This is a genomic window from Pseudomonas sp. IT-P12, from assembly GCF_949767465.1.
Taxonomy (GTDB): Bacteria; Pseudomonadota; Gammaproteobacteria; order Pseudomonadales; family Pseudomonadaceae; genus Aquipseudomonas.
The window spans coordinates 88001-102224 of sequence record NZ_CATKPY010000025.1 but is presented as its reverse complement, the minus strand read 5'-3'; the positions used below and the strand labels follow the sequence as shown (position 1 = coordinate 102224).

General features: G+C 60.3%; 14 protein-coding genes. 5 read left to right on the top strand and 9 right to left on the bottom strand.

The window, feature by feature from the left end:
- Positions 1-224: 224 nt before the first annotated feature.
- From ACM6IM_RS23935 to ACM6IM_RS23910, 6 genes are all read right to left on the bottom strand, one after another.
- Positions 225-704, bottom strand: coding sequence for an Lrp/AsnC family transcriptional regulator (locus tag ACM6IM_RS23935; protein ID WP_414866490.1), 480 nt, complete (start codon positions 702-704; stop codon positions 225-227).
- Positions 705-770: 66 nt separating this feature from the next.
- Complete coding sequence (gene doeB, locus ACM6IM_RS23930; RefSeq protein ID WP_192305069.1) at positions 771-1772, bottom strand: N(2)-acetyl-L-2,4-diaminobutanoate deacetylase DoeB; 1002 nt, start codon at positions 1770-1772, stop codon at positions 771-773.
- Positions 1773-1775: 3 nt separating this feature from the next.
- Complete coding sequence (gene doeA / locus ACM6IM_RS23925) at positions 1776-2966, bottom strand: ectoine hydrolase DoeA (protein WP_414866489.1); 1191 nt, start codon at positions 2964-2966, stop codon at positions 1776-1778.
- 55 nt (positions 2967-3021) lie between these two features.
- Positions 3022-4014, bottom strand: a complete 993-nt coding sequence (eutC, locus tag ACM6IM_RS23920; protein WP_414866488.1) for an ectoine utilization protein EutC — start codon at positions 4012-4014, stop codon at positions 3022-3024.
- Between the two features lie 36 nt (positions 4015-4050).
- Complete coding sequence (gene eutB / locus ACM6IM_RS23915; protein ID WP_414866487.1) at positions 4051-5022, bottom strand: hydroxyectoine utilization dehydratase EutB; 972 nt, start codon at positions 5020-5022, stop codon at positions 4051-4053.
- A 106-nt stretch (positions 5023-5128) separates the two neighbouring features.
- Entirely contained in the window at positions 5129-6523 is a 1395-nt protein-coding gene (locus ACM6IM_RS23910; protein ID WP_414866486.1) for a PLP-dependent aminotransferase family protein, read from the bottom strand.
- Positions 6524-6799: 276 nt separating this feature from the next.
- Between ACM6IM_RS23910 and ehuB the strand changes: the two genes are divergently transcribed.
- The 4 genes from ehuB (at position 6800) to ehuA (ending at position 9907) form a co-directional block, all read left to right on the top strand.
- The gene (gene ehuB / locus ACM6IM_RS23905; RefSeq protein WP_192305061.1) at positions 6800-7657 is read left to right on the top strand and encodes an ectoine/hydroxyectoine ABC transporter substrate-binding protein EhuB; all 858 of its coding nucleotides are present in this window, start codon (positions 6800-6802) and stop codon (positions 7655-7657) included.
- Positions 7658-7719: 62 nt separating this feature from the next.
- Entirely contained in the window at positions 7720-8379 is a 660-nt protein-coding gene (ehuC, locus tag ACM6IM_RS23900) for an ectoine/hydroxyectoine ABC transporter permease subunit EhuC (RefSeq protein ID WP_201194343.1), read from the top strand.
- Entirely contained in the window at positions 8376-9032 is a 657-nt protein-coding gene (gene ehuD / locus ACM6IM_RS23895; RefSeq protein WP_192305057.1) for an ectoine/hydroxyectoine ABC transporter permease subunit EhuD, read from the top strand. The genes ehuC and ehuD overlap by 4 nt, the downstream gene beginning before the upstream one ends.
- Positions 9033-9112: 80 nt before the next feature.
- Entirely contained in the window at positions 9113-9907 is a 795-nt protein-coding gene (gene ehuA, locus ACM6IM_RS23890; protein ID WP_207195580.1) for an ectoine/hydroxyectoine ABC transporter ATP-binding protein EhuA, read from the top strand.
- Between the two features lie 179 nt (positions 9908-10086).
- On the opposite strand, the gene ACM6IM_RS23885 is transcribed toward ehuA, so the two are convergent.
- Positions 10087-10818, bottom strand: coding sequence for an OmpA family protein (locus ACM6IM_RS23885; RefSeq protein ID WP_414866485.1), 732 nt, complete (start codon positions 10816-10818; stop codon positions 10087-10089).
- A gap of 95 nt (positions 10819-10913) precedes the next feature.
- Positions 10914-11558 (bottom strand): MBL fold metallo-hydrolase, encoded by a 645-nt coding sequence (locus ACM6IM_RS23880; RefSeq protein ID WP_414866484.1) that lies wholly within the window; start codon positions 11556-11558, stop codon positions 10914-10916.
- A 182-nt stretch (positions 11559-11740) separates the two neighbouring features.
- Between ACM6IM_RS23880 and ACM6IM_RS23875 the strand changes: the two genes are divergently transcribed.
- A complete protein-coding gene (locus tag ACM6IM_RS23875; RefSeq protein ID WP_414866483.1) occupies positions 11741-12721 on the top strand; it encodes a tyrosine-type recombinase/integrase in 981 nt (326 codons plus the stop codon).
- Between the two features lie 536 nt (positions 12722-13257).
- Here the strand turns inward: ACM6IM_RS23875 and ACM6IM_RS23870 are convergent.
- Positions 13258-13848: a cysteine hydrolase family protein gene (locus ACM6IM_RS23870; protein ID WP_414866608.1), complete on the bottom strand. Its 591-nt coding sequence runs from the start codon at positions 13846-13848 to the stop codon at positions 13258-13260.
- Positions 13849-14224: the final 376 nt, after the last annotated feature.

Genomic DNA, 14224 nt, shown 5'->3' with positions numbered 1-14224 from the left:
CTAGGGCAGCGGGGGCCTGGAGAATTGCGGTTTGGGTGGGTGCTGGCAGGTGGTTTTTTCTGATTGGGCGGGGGTAATCGGTCAGTTTTTGCGGTGTACCTGTTCGAACAAATCCAATGTGGGAGCGGGCTTGCTCGCGAATAGGTTGTGCCAGGCAACCAATCTGTCGACTGACAGTCCCTATTCGCGAGCAAGCCCGCTCCCACAGGAGGTTTTCGCCGTGTTCAGGATTCTTGTGACAACTCTGCAGGCAGTGCGCCCCCCGTCTTGATCGTCTTGGTGACGATGTAGGTGAAGTAACGCTCGATGCCCAGGTCTTCGAGCAGCAACTGGTCGATAAAACGCTGGTAATGGTCGATGTCCGGTGCCTGGATCATTGCCATGTAATCGACCCCGCCACCGGTGGCATAGCAGAACGCAACCTGTGGCGCCTCACTCATCCGCTGCTCGAACCGGCGCATGTCCTGCGCGGTGTGCCGAGCCAGAGTGATTTCCACCAGCACCTGCTGACTCTTGAACACCGAATTCCATTCGATCTGCGCCCGGTAGCCCTTGATCAGGCCGAGGGCTTCGAGCTTGCGCACACGCTCCCACGCCGGGGTCACCGAAAGGTTGATCGCCTCGGCCAGACTCGACTTGGTGATACGCCCGTCTTCAGCGAGGATTCGCAGGATTTTCAGGTCATAGCGATCGAGTTTGTGCATGGGATCTCCTGAATGGATAGCGCACCCTGTGGGAGCGAGCAAGCCGCTCCCACAGGTGGATCTGTGCTAGTTCAACACGTCGGCAATCACCGCGATGGTATCGCCACGCTGCACCAGACCGGGAAAATGCCGCGCCGCCAGTAGGCCACTGCGTGCGGCGCGATACTCCACGGGCGGCACGCCGCTGCGGGTGGCATCGTAGACCCGGGCGATCACGTCGCTCTGCTCCACGGTGTCGCCCAGGTCACGGCACATCTCCAGCAAACCGTCGTGCTGACTGGCGATGAAACAATCGCCATCGGGCATGTCGAGCATGATCGTTGGCCCGAACTCGACCTCACCCTCAACGATCCCTGCATGGATCAACAGGTTGCGCACACCGCGCTCGGCAATCGCCACGCTGCGCGCGGTGGACGAACCGCCACCCCCCAGCTCCGTGGTGACGAACACCTTGCCCTGGGATTCGGCAGCGGTGTCGTACATCGCCCCGGCATCCAGTTCCAGCATACGCATGCTGTAAGGCGCATTGAACGCGCGCATACCGGCCTCGCAGCGAGCCTGCTGCTGTTTGTCCGGCAACACATGGCACGCGGCGAACGGCAGAAAATCCAGAGTGCGCCCGCCGGAGTGGATGTCCAGCACGATGTCGGCCAGGGGCAGCAAGGTGCGGGTGAAGTAATCGGCGATTTTCTCGGTCACCGTACCATCGGGTTTGCCGGGGAAGCTGCGGTTGAGGTTGCCCTGATCGATGGGCGACGTGCGTCGCCCGGCATGGAAGGCCGGGGTGTTCATGAACGGGATGATGATCACCCGCCCGCTGACTTCGGCAGCCGTCAAGCCTTGGGCCAGCTTGCTCAGAGCCACTGGGCCTTCATATTCGTCACCGTGGTTGCCGCCGGTAAGCAGCGCGGTCGGGCCATGGCCTCGGGAAATCACCGTGACCGGAATCATCACCGCCCCCCAGGCGGAATCGTCCCGGGAATACGGCAGTTTGAGAAAGCCGTGCTGCACGCCTTCACGGTCGAAATCCACCGTGGCGCTGATCGGGTTGGCAGGCAGGTCGCTCATGGCTCAATCCTTCACGAACAGTTGGCGTGGTACGTTGCACAGCGTCTCGACGCCGCTGTCGGTGATCAAAATGCTCTCCGTGATTTCCAGCCCCCAGTCATCCATCCACAGGCCCGGCATGAAGTGGAAGGTCATGCCCGGTTGCAACACGCTGGTGTCGCCGGGACGCAGACTCATGGTGCGCTCGCCCCAGTCCGGCGGATAGCTGATACCGATCGGGTAGCCGCAGCGGCTGTCCTTGTGAATACCGAACTTCTCCAGCACCTTGAAAAATGCCACGGCGATGTCGCCGGTGGTGTTGCCCGGTTTGGCCGCTTCCAGACCGGCGGCAATGCCTTCGACTACGGCTTTCTCGCCGTCGAGAAAATGTTGCGGCGGCTTGCCCAGGTACACCGTGCGCGACAACGGGCAGTGATAACGTTTGTAGCAACCGGCGATTTCAAAGAAGGTGCCGGCGCCCTTTTCGAAGGGCGTGTCGTCCCAGGTCAGGTGCGGGGCACTGGCGTCGGCTCCAGTGGGCAGCAGCGGCACGATGGCCGGGTAATCGCCGCCATGGCCATCGGCCCCGAGGATGCCGCTGCTGTAGATCTCGGCCACCAGTTCGTTCTTGCGCATGCCCGGCTCGATGCGCTCGAGAATGCGCCCGTGCATGTTTTCGACGATGCGCGCGGCGATGCGCATGTAGGCGATTTCCTGTGGCGACTTGATTGCCCGCTGCCAGTTCACCAGCCCCACCGCATCGATCAACCGGGCCTTGGGCAGGTTTTTCTGCAGCGACAGGTAGGCGGCGGCGCTGAAGTAGTAGTTGTCCATCTCCAGGCCGATGGTCAGCCCGTCCCAACCCCGAGCGCTGATCACCTCCCGCGACAGATAATCCATGGGATGACGCTCACGGGACTGCACGTAGATGTCCGGGTAACCGACGATGTTTTGCTGCTGCATGAACACCGTGCGCTTGGCGCCATTGGCGTCCTGGCCGCGACCGAACCAGACCGGTTCGCCATCCAGAGCCAGCAGCACGCATTGGTGAACATAAAACGACCAACCGTCGTAGCCGGTCAGCCAGGCCATGTTCGACGGATCGGTAACCAGCAACAGCTCGATGCCCTGGGCCTGCATGGCCACTCGCACCTTGGCCAGACGCTGGGCGTATTCCTCCCGGGTGAACGGAAGATTGACGACTATCTGAGACATGCACCTGCCCTCTTGTAGACGAAGCGGAATAAATGACGCGCGGATGGAAAACCGGTCAACTGCCGAACTGCAAACCCTTGCCGGCCGAGCGCGCACGCTCGAACGCCAGATTGGCCATCGCCGTGTCCTGGGCGCCGGTGCCGGTGAGGTCGCACAAGGTGACCTGATTGGCGTGCGTACGACCGGGCCGTTGGCCGGCCAGTACCTGACCCAATTCGGCGAAACCTGACTCGTCGCCGACGACACCGGCCGCCAGCGCGTGATGCAGTTCGCCGAGGATGCGGGTCTGGCTCAGACGATCCGCCACATAGCGGTCGACCTGCGCCAGCGCCTGCGGGGAAATCTCGTTCTTGTGCTCGGCGTCCGAGCCCATGGCGGTGATGTGCAGGCCGGGATGCAGATGGCGCACGTCGATCAATGGTTCGCGGCTGGGCGTGCAGGTGATGGCGATATCGACCCCGTCCATGGCTTCATCGATGCTGGCGCAGGCCTTGACGACCAGGTCGCTGTCACGCGCCAGCTGGGCACCGAACGCCTGCGCCCGGTCCGAATCCCGCGCCCATACGCGCACGCTGTCGATCGGTCGCACCAGCCGCAGCGCCTGCAACTGCAACGCGGCCTGCTCGCCGGCACCGATCAGCGCAACGCTGTGGCTGTCGGTGCGTGACAGGGCCCGCGCCGCCACCGCCCCAGCCGCAGCGGTGCGCACGGCCGTCAGGTAACCGTTATCCAGCAGCAAGGCATCGAGCAGACCGGTGCGCGCCGACAACAGCATCATCATGCCGTTGAGGCTGGGCAGGCCCAGTTTCGGGTTGTCGAAAAAACCCGGGCTGACTTTGATCGCAAAGCGCTCCAGACCCGGCAGGTACGCGGTCTTCACGTCCACTTCGCCGTTGTGCTCGGGGATGTCCAGGCGCAGGATCGGCGGCATCGCCACGGCGGCGGTGGCCAGCAGCACGAAGGCTTGCTGGACGGCTTCGATGCTGAGCAGATCCAGCGCCACGCAGGCACGCAGATCGGCTTCGCTCAACAGGGTGACTTCACTCATCGATGCGGCGCTCCATGGATTCGTTAGGGCTGGGTTTCAGGCATCGGCGCCGGCAAGCACGCGCAGATGTTGATCGGTATCGACGTTACGTCCACTGACCACCACCACGACCGGGCCCTTGGGTTCGATCAGGCCCTCGAGCAGCGCCGCGATCCCCACCACAGCCGCGCCTTCGAGTACCAGGCGCTCTTCGCGATAGGCATGGCGGATGGCATTGGCAATCGAGATTTCGCTGAGCAGGTGCAGGAGATCGCAGGTATCGCGGGTCATGCTGAAGGTGTATTGATTGTCCAGGCCGATGCCACCGCCGAGGGAATCGGCCAAGGTCGGCAGTTCTTCGACTTCAACCGGATGCCCGGCCTGAAGACTGGCGTGCATCGCCGCGCCGCGCTGCATGCTGATACCGTGGGTCACGATCAGCGGGTTCGCGCTTTTGAGTGCCAGCGCCACGCCTGCGAACAGACCGCCACCGGACAACGGCACCAGCACTTGGGCGACGTCCGGTTGCTGTTCGAGGATTTCCAGCCCCAGCGTGGCCTGCCCGGCAATGATCGCCGGATGATCGAAGGGCGGCAGCAGGGTTGCGCCCTGCTCGGCAGCAATGCGCTCGGCTGCGCGCTGGGCGTCATCCTGGGAGCGGCCGACGATGCACACCTCGGCGCCGAGATCGCGGATGGCCTGCACCTTGTTTTCCGGCACCAACTGCGACAGGCAGATCGTCGCCGTCACGCCCAACCGGGAGGCGGCATAGGCTAGCGCCCGGCCGTGGTTGCCGGTGGACGCCGCAACGACCCCACGGGCCTGTTGCTCGGGAGCGAGTTGCGCCACGGCATTGCTCGCCCCGCGCAGCTTGAAGCTACCGGTGATCTGCTGGGATTCGAGCTTGAGGTAGACCGGCACACCGAGCAGGCGCGACAGGCTCGGCGAATGTTCCATCGGCGTGCGCCGCACCAGGGATTCAATGCGCTGGCGGGCGAGATAAACATCGTTGAGCTGTAGCGCTGACATGACCGCATCCCGATGAGGTATTGGGCGCAGTCTAAGAGGGCAGGATTGTCACACTGAATGTACTAGGGCAATTCAGGCGAAAAATTTTCCTCCGTCTTTTTCCCCCTCAAAAATCGTGGATCTGCGGGTACTGGCCGAAGATCTCGCGCATGCTCATCAGCGCCTCACGCATCTCTTCATTACTGCATTCGGCAGCGACACAGACTCTCACCGCCCGGGCGCGAGGCGTGCCACGGACTGTGAACGGGTCCGGCGACGTGACGGCAATGTGCCGACGACGCAACACCCGCACCAGGCCGTCGACCTCCCAGTGGGGCGGGATGCCCACCCAGGTGTTCAGCGCATGGGGATGCTGGCCGAGGATGTACTCCCCCAGATACTCGCTGACCATGGCCTGACGGACAGATAGCAGTTTGCGCTGCAAACGCAGCAGCGTGTCGGCGCGACCGTCGCGAATCCAGCGTGCGGCAATCTCGGACACCATCGGCGTGCCCATCCAGCTGTTGACGCGCAGGATGCTTTCGGTGCGCAACGCAAGACGCTTGGGCACCACCAGGTAACCGGTACGCAAACCGGTGAGCACCGACTTGGTCATGCTCGTGCAATAGAACGACAGCTCCGGCAGGTAATGGCTGATCGGGGGCGCTCGGTGCTCATCCAGCAACGGTCCATACACATCATCTTCGATGATATGCACGCCAAAGCGCCGGGCGATCTCGGCGATTTCCCGACGTCGGCTGTCCGGCATCAGGCTGGTGGTGGGGTTATTGAGGTTCGGCGTGCACACCAGGGCGGTGATGCGCTCGTTGCTGCACATGTCCTCGAAATGTTCCGGATCGATGCCATGGCGGTCCATGTCCAGCCCCTTGAGGGTGAATCCCAGCACCTGTGAGTTGCCGATCACACCGTGATCGGTCAAGCCTTCGCTGAGCACCACATCGTCGGGCCCGGCCAATGAAGCCAGGGCGAGAAAAATGCCGTGGGCGGCGCCGTTGGTGATCAGGATGTCATCGCGCTCGACTCGCAGCCCCTGGCGGCCGATCCAGTGCATCGCCGCCTCGCGGTGCGATTCGAAGCCGGCAATCGGTCGGAAGGCATGGATCCACGGCTGGTCCTCCTCTGTGCTGAGTTCGCGGCAGGTATCGCGCCAGAACTGGTCATGCGTGCGGGTGCGGAGGATGCGCGCGATGGAAAAGTCCACCAGCGCCCGCTCGGGACTGTCGAGAATGTAGGTGGCGACCCGATCGCTCATGCGCCGCGAGACAAAACTGCCGCGCCCGACTTCGCAGCGCACCAGGCCCTGGCGCTCCAGCTCCTTGTAGGCATTGGTCACCGTTTGCACGCTGATGCCCATGGCGTCGGCAACATTGCGCTGGGGCGGCAGGCGCTGATCGTTGGCCAGCACACCCTTTTCGATGTCATCGGCGATCGCCTGCACCAGGATCTTGTATTTGGACTCGCCGCTGCGGGCGATATCCAATGCTGCCTTCCACTTGTCCATCGGCTTGGAACCCGCGTGTTCAGCTGTGCCGACAGCATCCCGCGAGAATCGCCGCAAAGCAATTGTCCTAGTGCAATGCAATGTTGGGCGAGGCTTTTGTATGCTCGGTTCAAGGTCGATGCCGGGGCTTGTCAGGCCCTCACAATAAAATCAGTCGATCTGTGCCGGTACGGTGTCCAACCATGGAACCCGTCCCCGTACGCTTTGCTCTTGCCACACTGCCTCCTAACACAGAGCCGTCGACGACGGGTCCACAAGAAACAGGAGATTTTATCGATGAGCAATTCCCTTCCCTGCGCTACCCATCCTTTGCGTCGCCTGTTCGTGGCTTGCGCCATCTTCGGCCTGGCCGCCAGCGCCCACGCCGCGACGACCCTGGAAACCATCACGAAAAACAGCAGCATCCGCATCGGCTACGCCAACGAAACGCCGTTCGCCTACACCGAGACCGACGGTCGGGTGACGGGCGAGTCGCCGGAAATCGCCAAGGCCATCTTCGCCAAAATGGGCATCAAGGACGTCAACGGCGTACTGACCGAATGGGGGTCATTGATCCCGGGATTGCGCGCCGGGCGCTTTGACGTGATTGCCGCCGGGATGTACATCACCCCGGAACGCTGCAAGCAAGTGATCTTCACCGACCCGCAATATCAATTGCCGGATGCGTTGCTCACCGCCAAGGGCAATCCGAAGAACCTGCACAGCTATGAAGACGTCGCGAAAAATCCTGATGTGAAACTGGCGATCATGGCCGGTACGGTCAACCTCAAATATGCACGGGACTCGGGCGTAAAAGACGCACAGATCCTCCAGGTTCCGGACACCACCGCCCAATTGCAAGCCGTGCGTGCCGGCCGTGCCGATGCCGCCGTGGGCACGCAATTGACCATGAAGGGGCTGGCTGCCAAGGGTGGCGACAAGGTCGAGGCAGTCACCGAGTTCAAGGACGACCCATCGCACACCGGTTACGGTGCCCTCGCCTTCCGCCCGGAAGACAAGGACCTGCGCGATGCGGTCAACGCCGAACTGAAAAAGTGGCTGGGCTCCGAAGAGCACCTCAAAGCGGTCGCGCCTTTCGGCTTCGACAAATCCAACGTGACAAGCAAAACGGCTGCCGAGCTCTGCGCTCAATAGTCGAAACAGGCATGGCGCTAAGGCGCGATGCCTATTTCCCTGCTTAATCGGGATGTTGAACCATGGCTGAATTACTTCCGCTGTTGATACAGGGCGCCTGGGTCACGATCCAGGTGACCTTCTTCGGCTCGATCCTGGCGATCGTCGCGGCCATTCTCGCCGCACTCGGGCGCATGTCCTCGTGGCGGTTGCTGAGCGGGTTCTCGGTCGCGTACATCGAAGTGTTTCGCGGCACCTCGCTGCTGGTGCAACTGTTCTGGCTGTTTTTCGTGCTGCCGCTGCCGCCGTTCAATGTGGAATTGAGCCCCTATGCCGTGGCCATTGTCGGCCTCGGCCTGCACATCGGCGCTTATGGTGCCGAGGTCATGCGTGGAGCTATCAGCTCGGTGGCCAAGGGTCAATATGAAGCGGCGACCGCGCTGAACTTCAGCGGCTACAAGCGCTTTCGCCGGATCATCCTGCCGCAGGCGCTGCTGGCCGCGATTCCACCGGGCACCAACCTGCTGATCGAGTTGTTGAAAAACACCTCGCTGGTCTCGCTGATCACCTTGTCCGACCTGAGCTTCCGCGCTCGGCAACTGGACCAGGCCACTTTCCAAACCCTGGAGATCTTCAGCCTGGCGCTGCTGATGTATTTCATTCTGGCCCAGGCCATCAACCTCGGCATGCGCGGCCTTGAACGTCGCCTGGCACGCGGCCGGATGCGTGGAGGTCTGTCATGACCCTGTTCGACTGGACGTATGCCTGGCAGATCCTCCCCGATCTGCTGCGCGCCTCGCTCAACACAGTAGGCATCACCCTGATCGGCTTCCTGATTGCCATCGTGCTGGGGCTGTTTCTGGCCATCGGCCGTCGCAGCCGCCTGTACTGGCTGTCCTGGCCAATTGCCGGGACGATCGAATTCATCCGCAGCACGCCGCTGCTGATCCAGGTGTATTTCCTCTACTACGTGCTACCCAACTACGGGCTGAGCATGACCGCCATGCAAGTCGGGATCATCGGGATTGGCGTGCACTACGCCTGCTACATCGCCGAGGTGTATCGCGGCGGCCTTGACGCCGTGCCTCGGGCGCAATGGGAAGCCGTCACCGCGCTGAACATCGCCCCCTACAGCGCCTACCGCAACATCATCCTGCCCCAGGCCCTGCGGCCGATCCTGCCGCCGCTGGGCAACTACCTGGTGGCGATGCTCAAGGACACGCCGGTGCTGTCGGCGATCACCGTGGTGGAAATCATGCAACAGGCCAAGAACATCGGCTCCGAGAATTTCCGCTACCTGGAACCGATCACCCTGGTCGGCCTGTTTTTCCTCGCCCTGAGCATCGCCCTGGCTTATCTGGTACGGCGCCTCGAATTGCGCCTGGAGCTACGCTAATGACTTCTCCACTCTCGACGACCCACGACCTTTCCCGGCGCGGCAACCTGACATCGCTGCATCCGCAGGAGGCCACGGCCATGCATCAACCGAACGAGGTCAAGCCGATCGTCAGCTTCCAGGACGTGACCAAGAGTTACGGCAACTTCACCGTGCTCGACCGCCTGAATCTGGATGTCACACCCGGGGAGAAAGTCGCGATCATCGGCCCCAGCGGCTCGGGAAAATCCACGCTGTTGCGGGTGCTGATGACACTTGAAGGCATCGACGACGGGGTCATCCGCATCGAAGACGATCTGCTGACGCACATGCCCAATCGCAACGGCGTGCTGGTGCCTGCCAACGACCGGCATATCCGCCGCGTGCGCGGCAAGATCGGCATGGTGTTCCAGAGCTTCAATCTGTTCCCGCACATGACCGCGTTGCAAAACGTCATCGAGGCGCCCGTGCAGGTGCTGGGCATGAAAACCGCCGAAGCCCGCGAGCGCGCGGCCGACTTGCTGGAGCTGGTGGGGTTGGGCAGCAAGCTGGGGCATTACCCGTCGCAGCTGTCAGGCGGGCAGCAACAACGGGTCGCGATTGCCCGGGCCTTGGCGATGCGGCCCAAAGTCATGCTGTTCGATGAAGTGACCTCGGCGCTCGATCCGGAGCTGTGCGGCGAAGTACTCAATGTGATTCGCAAGCTCGGCGCCGAACACAATCTGACGATGCTGATGGTCACACACCAGATGGGCTTCGCCCGCGAGTTCGCCGATCGCGTGTGTTTCTTCTACAAGGGGCAGATCCACGAACAGGGCACACCCGCGCAGATCTTCGAGCATCCGCAGCAGGAGCGGACCTGTGCATTTCTCAGTGCGGTGAAAGAGGCTAACTGATGAGCGTCTGATCCGGCCCCATCGCGGGCAGGCCCGCTCCCACAGGGATCTGCTGTGTTGGACCAATCGTGTTTGCACCGCGAAACCTGTGGGAGCGGGCTTGCCCGCGATGGGGCCCGCAAAAGCCACACAAAAAAATGCCCGATCATCAGACCGGGCATTTTTATCAATCCAGGATGTTACGGATACTGCTGCACCGTCCCCGGTTGCTGCTGGCCACCGTACTGCTGACCCGGAATCGCCTTGAGGTTGACCTCGACACGGCGGTTCTGTGCGCGGCCGTTGACGTCGGCGTTGCTCGCCACCGGATTATCCGGGCCGGCGCCACGGGCGCTCAGGTTGGCACCGCTCACACCCTGCGAGGTCAGGTAGGTCGCAACGCTCTGGGCCCGGCGCTGGGACAGGTCCATGTTGTGCTGACGGCTGCCGGTGCTGTCGGTGTAGCCAACGATTTCGATCTGATTCTGGTTGAATTCCTTCAGCGAACCGGCCAGATTGTTCAGCGGCTGGTAGAAGCTGGAAGCGATGTTCGCCGAATCGGTGGCGAACGTGATGTTGCCCGGCATGATCAGCTTGATCTGGTCACCCTGACGCTGCACCTCGACACCGGTATTGGCCATGCTGGCGCGCAGTTTTTTCTCCTGCTGGTCGGCGTAGTAACCATAGCCGGCAGCGGAAGCGCCCACCACGGCGGCACCAATCAGCGCCCCCTTGCCACGGTTGTTGTGGTCGATGGCAGCACCTGCAAGTGCGCCGGCCAATGCGCCCAGGCCGCCGTACTTCGCGGTTTTGTTCATGCCTGCGGAGCCGCCGTCAGCCTGACCCTGGTTGTCGTAAGGGTTGGGCGAGGCGCAGCCAGACAGCAAGGCCACAGCAGTAGCGACGATAATCAAACGCTGTTTGGTGAACATGAAAAGCTCCTACTCTTGGCATTCTGTGGTGCAACGGACATCGGCCTTTGCGCGCTTTGGATCACGCCAGACGCCGAAAATTCCGTAGCCGACCTTCAAGCGCGCACAAAAGGGTTGTCGCGCATTTCATCGCCCAGGCGCGTGTCCGGTCCGTGGCCCGTCACCACCGTCGCGTCCTCGTCCAGGGTATACAAACGCTGCTTGATCGAACGCACGATGGTCGCCTGATCACCCCCCCACAAATCCGTGCGCCCGACTCCGCGACGGAACAGTGTGTCTCCGGCAATCAGCAGCTTGGCCTCTGAAAACCAGAAACTCATGGAACCCGGCGTGTGGCCCGGGGTGTGCAGCGCTACGCCGCAGCCGCAGGCCAGTTCCTCGTCATCGGCCAGCCAGCGATCAGGGGAAGGCACCGGGGTATAAGGCACCCCGAACATCTGGCATTGCATTTCCAGGTTGTCCCAGAGGAACTGGTCTTCCTTGTGCAGGTGCAGGGTCGCGCCGGTCTTTTCCTTCAACTGCCCGGAGGCCAGGAAATGATCGAGGTGCGCGTGGGTGTGGATGATGCTGACCACCTTCAGGCCCAGCGCGTCGAGCCGGGCGAGGATCAATTCGTGATTGCCACCCGGGTCGACCACCACCGCCTTTTTCGTGACCGGATCACCGATGATCGTGCAGTTGCACTGCAAAGGGCCGACGGGGAAGGTTTCGCGGATAAGCAAGGGCTTTGCGGCTTCCATGGGTGTTCCTGTAAAGTTAATGGCACATTTTTGGCACAGTGCGAAAAGCGATGGCGACGTTTAGGAAAAAAGGCCCCCACCAATGGCACGCCCAGATCAGACGCAAAGGGTGGCCCCAACAGACACGCACATTCAATACCCAGGTAGAAGCAAAAACCTGGGCGACCATGATAGAGCGGGAAATGGACGCTGGCGTATTCGTAAGCCGCAGCGAAGCTGAAGCGACCTCCTTCGCCAGCGCATTGGAGTTGTACGCCAAGGAAGTGACCAGCAAAAAACGCAGTAGCGCCTCCGAGCTGTCACGTATCCAGGCCATGCAACGTCATCCACTGGCTCTTCGCTCGCTTGCCAGCATTCGAGGCTCCGATATAGCAACTTACCGCGATAAGCGCCTCGGGGACGGCCTAGCTCCCTCCACAGTACGCCGCGAGCTGGCCTTGATCTCTCACGTATTCACCATCGCTCGCAAAGAATGGCGCATGGAGTCACTAAGCAATCCGGTAGAACTAATCCGCCAACCGAGCGTTGACGACGCACGCGAGCGACGGGTTCTCAGTGCAGATGTATGGACACAAAACAATGGAAAGCTCGTGTGCGAGCATCTGGACGAGCTCGAAATGATTCGCCGTCACTCTCGCTCAACCGAGCTACCAAAAATTATGACCTTCGCAGTGGAAACCGCGATGCGCCGCAGTGAAATAACTGGCTTGCAGAGCAATAACGTCAATCTAGATAAACGAGTTGCTCTGCTCCCAATGACCAAGAACGGCTCTTCACGTGGCGTTCCCCTCTCCAGCAAGGCAGTGGATATATTGAAAAACCTTGCCGAGCGGGACGATGGACGCTGCTTTCGGAGCAGACCCGATTCAATTACTAAAGCGTTCGCCGATGCTATCGCCGATGCACGCAACGCCTACAGCGAAGGCCTGTTCCTTCACCTCAAACAGAAGAAAATCTCCCAAGACAAGATCGACAAGCGCATAAAGGCCGATCCGTTCCTAATAGATTTGCGCTTCCACGATCTACGTCATGAGGCAACCTCGCGTCTAGCGGAAATATTCCCGCTACATGAACTGACCAAGATTACTGGCCATCAGGACACGCGCATGCTCATGCGTTATTACCATCCCAAAACGGAGGACTTAGCCAAGAAGCTCGCTTAGCAATTAACCCGCTAATTGTGAGTTGCCCAGCCATACCAGACGCCAAGTAAAATCAATTATAAACACGCGTATGAATAGGTAGCTGAAAGCGGCGCAGCAACTGGTGTCGACGGTAATTAGGCTGAGGCGGAGGAAGCTCAGCACTGCACCCCCATTGTATTTTTTCTGTGACGTCATCTGGTCGCACATCAATTTCCGATCAACTGCCCCGCACTTAACAATGCTAGGGCATTTTTTCGGTTGATCGACCTATGTTCCCCATCAGCATTATGAGGATTTTTTAGAGTGCTGTGGCGTTGTGGCCTAGGCGCTCAACTGCCTACAGAGGGGGCCATTCAGAATGCCGCTTTCTAGGCAATATGCTTATAGACTGAGGACCAGTCACTAGGCCTGATCTTACTCACGCTCGAAAAGGCATCAACAGCGCGCGATTTAAATCGGTCTAGTCTCGCTGAGAGCCGATCGGCGTATTTCTCAGCATCTCCCAGTGGTAGAAAGCGTATTACTAGTCCGCCGAAAAAATATTGCTCCGATGATCAAATCAGATCTTCAGTCAAAGCTAGAGTTGCAAAATTATCAGCCATGATTACCATTTCGGTCTGGTGCACGACTTCGGCTGTTACCACTCCGAGCTTGCTTGGCAGGTCACGGGTAGCACATGCGTCCTCAACCAAAGTACATCGATAGCCATAATCTTTAGCGGCCCTTACCGTGGCACTAACACTCGAATGGCTCATGAAACCGCAAACTATCAAGTCAACGTGGCCAAGTTTTTGCAGCAACTCATCCAAACCAGTGCCATTGAAAGCGTTCGGCAGACGTTTTTCTACAATCGACTCAGCTGCTTGGGGACGCAGTTCAGATATAAAATCACCGCGTTCACCTTGGGGATCAAATAGTCCGCCGACAGTTCCGAGGTGGTGGATATGAACTACAGGCCGACCGAGGGCTCGCGCTGCGGCTACCAATTTGCCGATATTGACTACGGCAGAATCTACACCTTTCAGCGCCAGTGGGCCGCTGAGATACTCGTTCTGGGCGTCAATAATAATTAGGGTGGCATGGCTCAAGCCCGCTGCCGCGTAGCCACGGCCGCTAAGTTGAAACATTGTTTTTAGATCCGGCATCTGACGCTCCTCCAAAAGGTCTTGCGCGGCATTCTGCTCTAGCAGAGTGAGTCTGTGAATCGAAACGAATGCAAGCAGCATGGAAGGCTCGCCACACCGAAGACCGCCACGCCCCTCCAAAACTGGTGCCAGCGAGCGCATAGGCTCAGTGGCGAGCCAGGAGGTGTCGATGCGGATCATCGCAACAGGTCGCGCAAAAAAAGCAGAACATACCGCTGCATGGTCAGGAAGGTGTATCCGCCAGCCGATTACGAATTTCGTAAATGCAAGCTAACGCGTGGAGCCTGTGTTTGTTGGCTATCGATAATCCCGAAATGGGATATCCCAATATAGGTTAGAGAATACCGGAATGGTTAAATCTCTACACACGCCCGCC

Excerpts from the sequence above, each read along its gene's own strand:
- ACM6IM_RS23935 (WP_414866490.1), bottom strand. The coding sequence starts at position 704 with ATGCACAAACTCGATCGCTATGACCTGAAAATCCTGCGAATCCTCGCT.
- doeB (WP_192305069.1), bottom strand. The coding sequence starts at position 1,772 with ATGAGCGACCTGCCTGCCAACCCGATCAGCGCCACGGTGGATTTCGAC.
- doeA (WP_414866489.1), bottom strand. The coding sequence starts at position 2,966 with ATGTCTCAGATAGTCGTCAATCTTCCGTTCACCCGGGAGGAATACGCC.
- eutC (WP_414866488.1), bottom strand. The coding sequence starts at position 4,014 with ATGAGTGAAGTCACCCTGTTGAGCGAAGCCGATCTGCGTGCCTGCGTG.
- eutB (WP_414866487.1), bottom strand. The coding sequence starts at position 5,022 with ATGTCAGCGCTACAGCTCAACGATGTTTATCTCGCCCGCCAGCGCATT.
- ACM6IM_RS23910 (WP_414866486.1), bottom strand. The coding sequence starts at position 6,523 with ATGGACAAGTGGAAGGCAGCATTGGATATCGCCCGCAGCGGCGAGTCC.
- ehuB (WP_192305061.1), top strand. The coding sequence starts at position 6,800 with ATGAGCAATTCCCTTCCCTGCGCTACCCATCCTTTGCGTCGCCTGTTC.
- ehuC (WP_201194343.1), top strand. The coding sequence starts at position 7,720 with ATGGCTGAATTACTTCCGCTGTTGATACAGGGCGCCTGGGTCACGATC.
- ehuD (WP_192305057.1), top strand. The coding sequence starts at position 8,376 with ATGACCCTGTTCGACTGGACGTATGCCTGGCAGATCCTCCCCGATCTG.
- ehuA (WP_207195580.1), top strand. The coding sequence starts at position 9,113 with ATGCATCAACCGAACGAGGTCAAGCCGATCGTCAGCTTCCAGGACGTG.
- ACM6IM_RS23885 (WP_414866485.1), bottom strand. The coding sequence starts at position 10,818 with ATGTTCACCAAACAGCGTTTGATTATCGTCGCTACTGCTGTGGCCTTG.
- ACM6IM_RS23880 (WP_414866484.1), bottom strand. The coding sequence starts at position 11,558 with ATGGAAGCCGCAAAGCCCTTGCTTATCCGCGAAACCTTCCCCGTCGGC.
- ACM6IM_RS23875 (WP_414866483.1), top strand. The coding sequence starts at position 11,741 with ATGGACGCTGGCGTATTCGTAAGCCGCAGCGAAGCTGAAGCGACCTCC.
- ACM6IM_RS23870 (WP_414866608.1), bottom strand. The coding sequence starts at position 13,848 with ATGCCGGATCTAAAAACAATGTTTCAACTTAGCGGCCGTGGCTACGCG.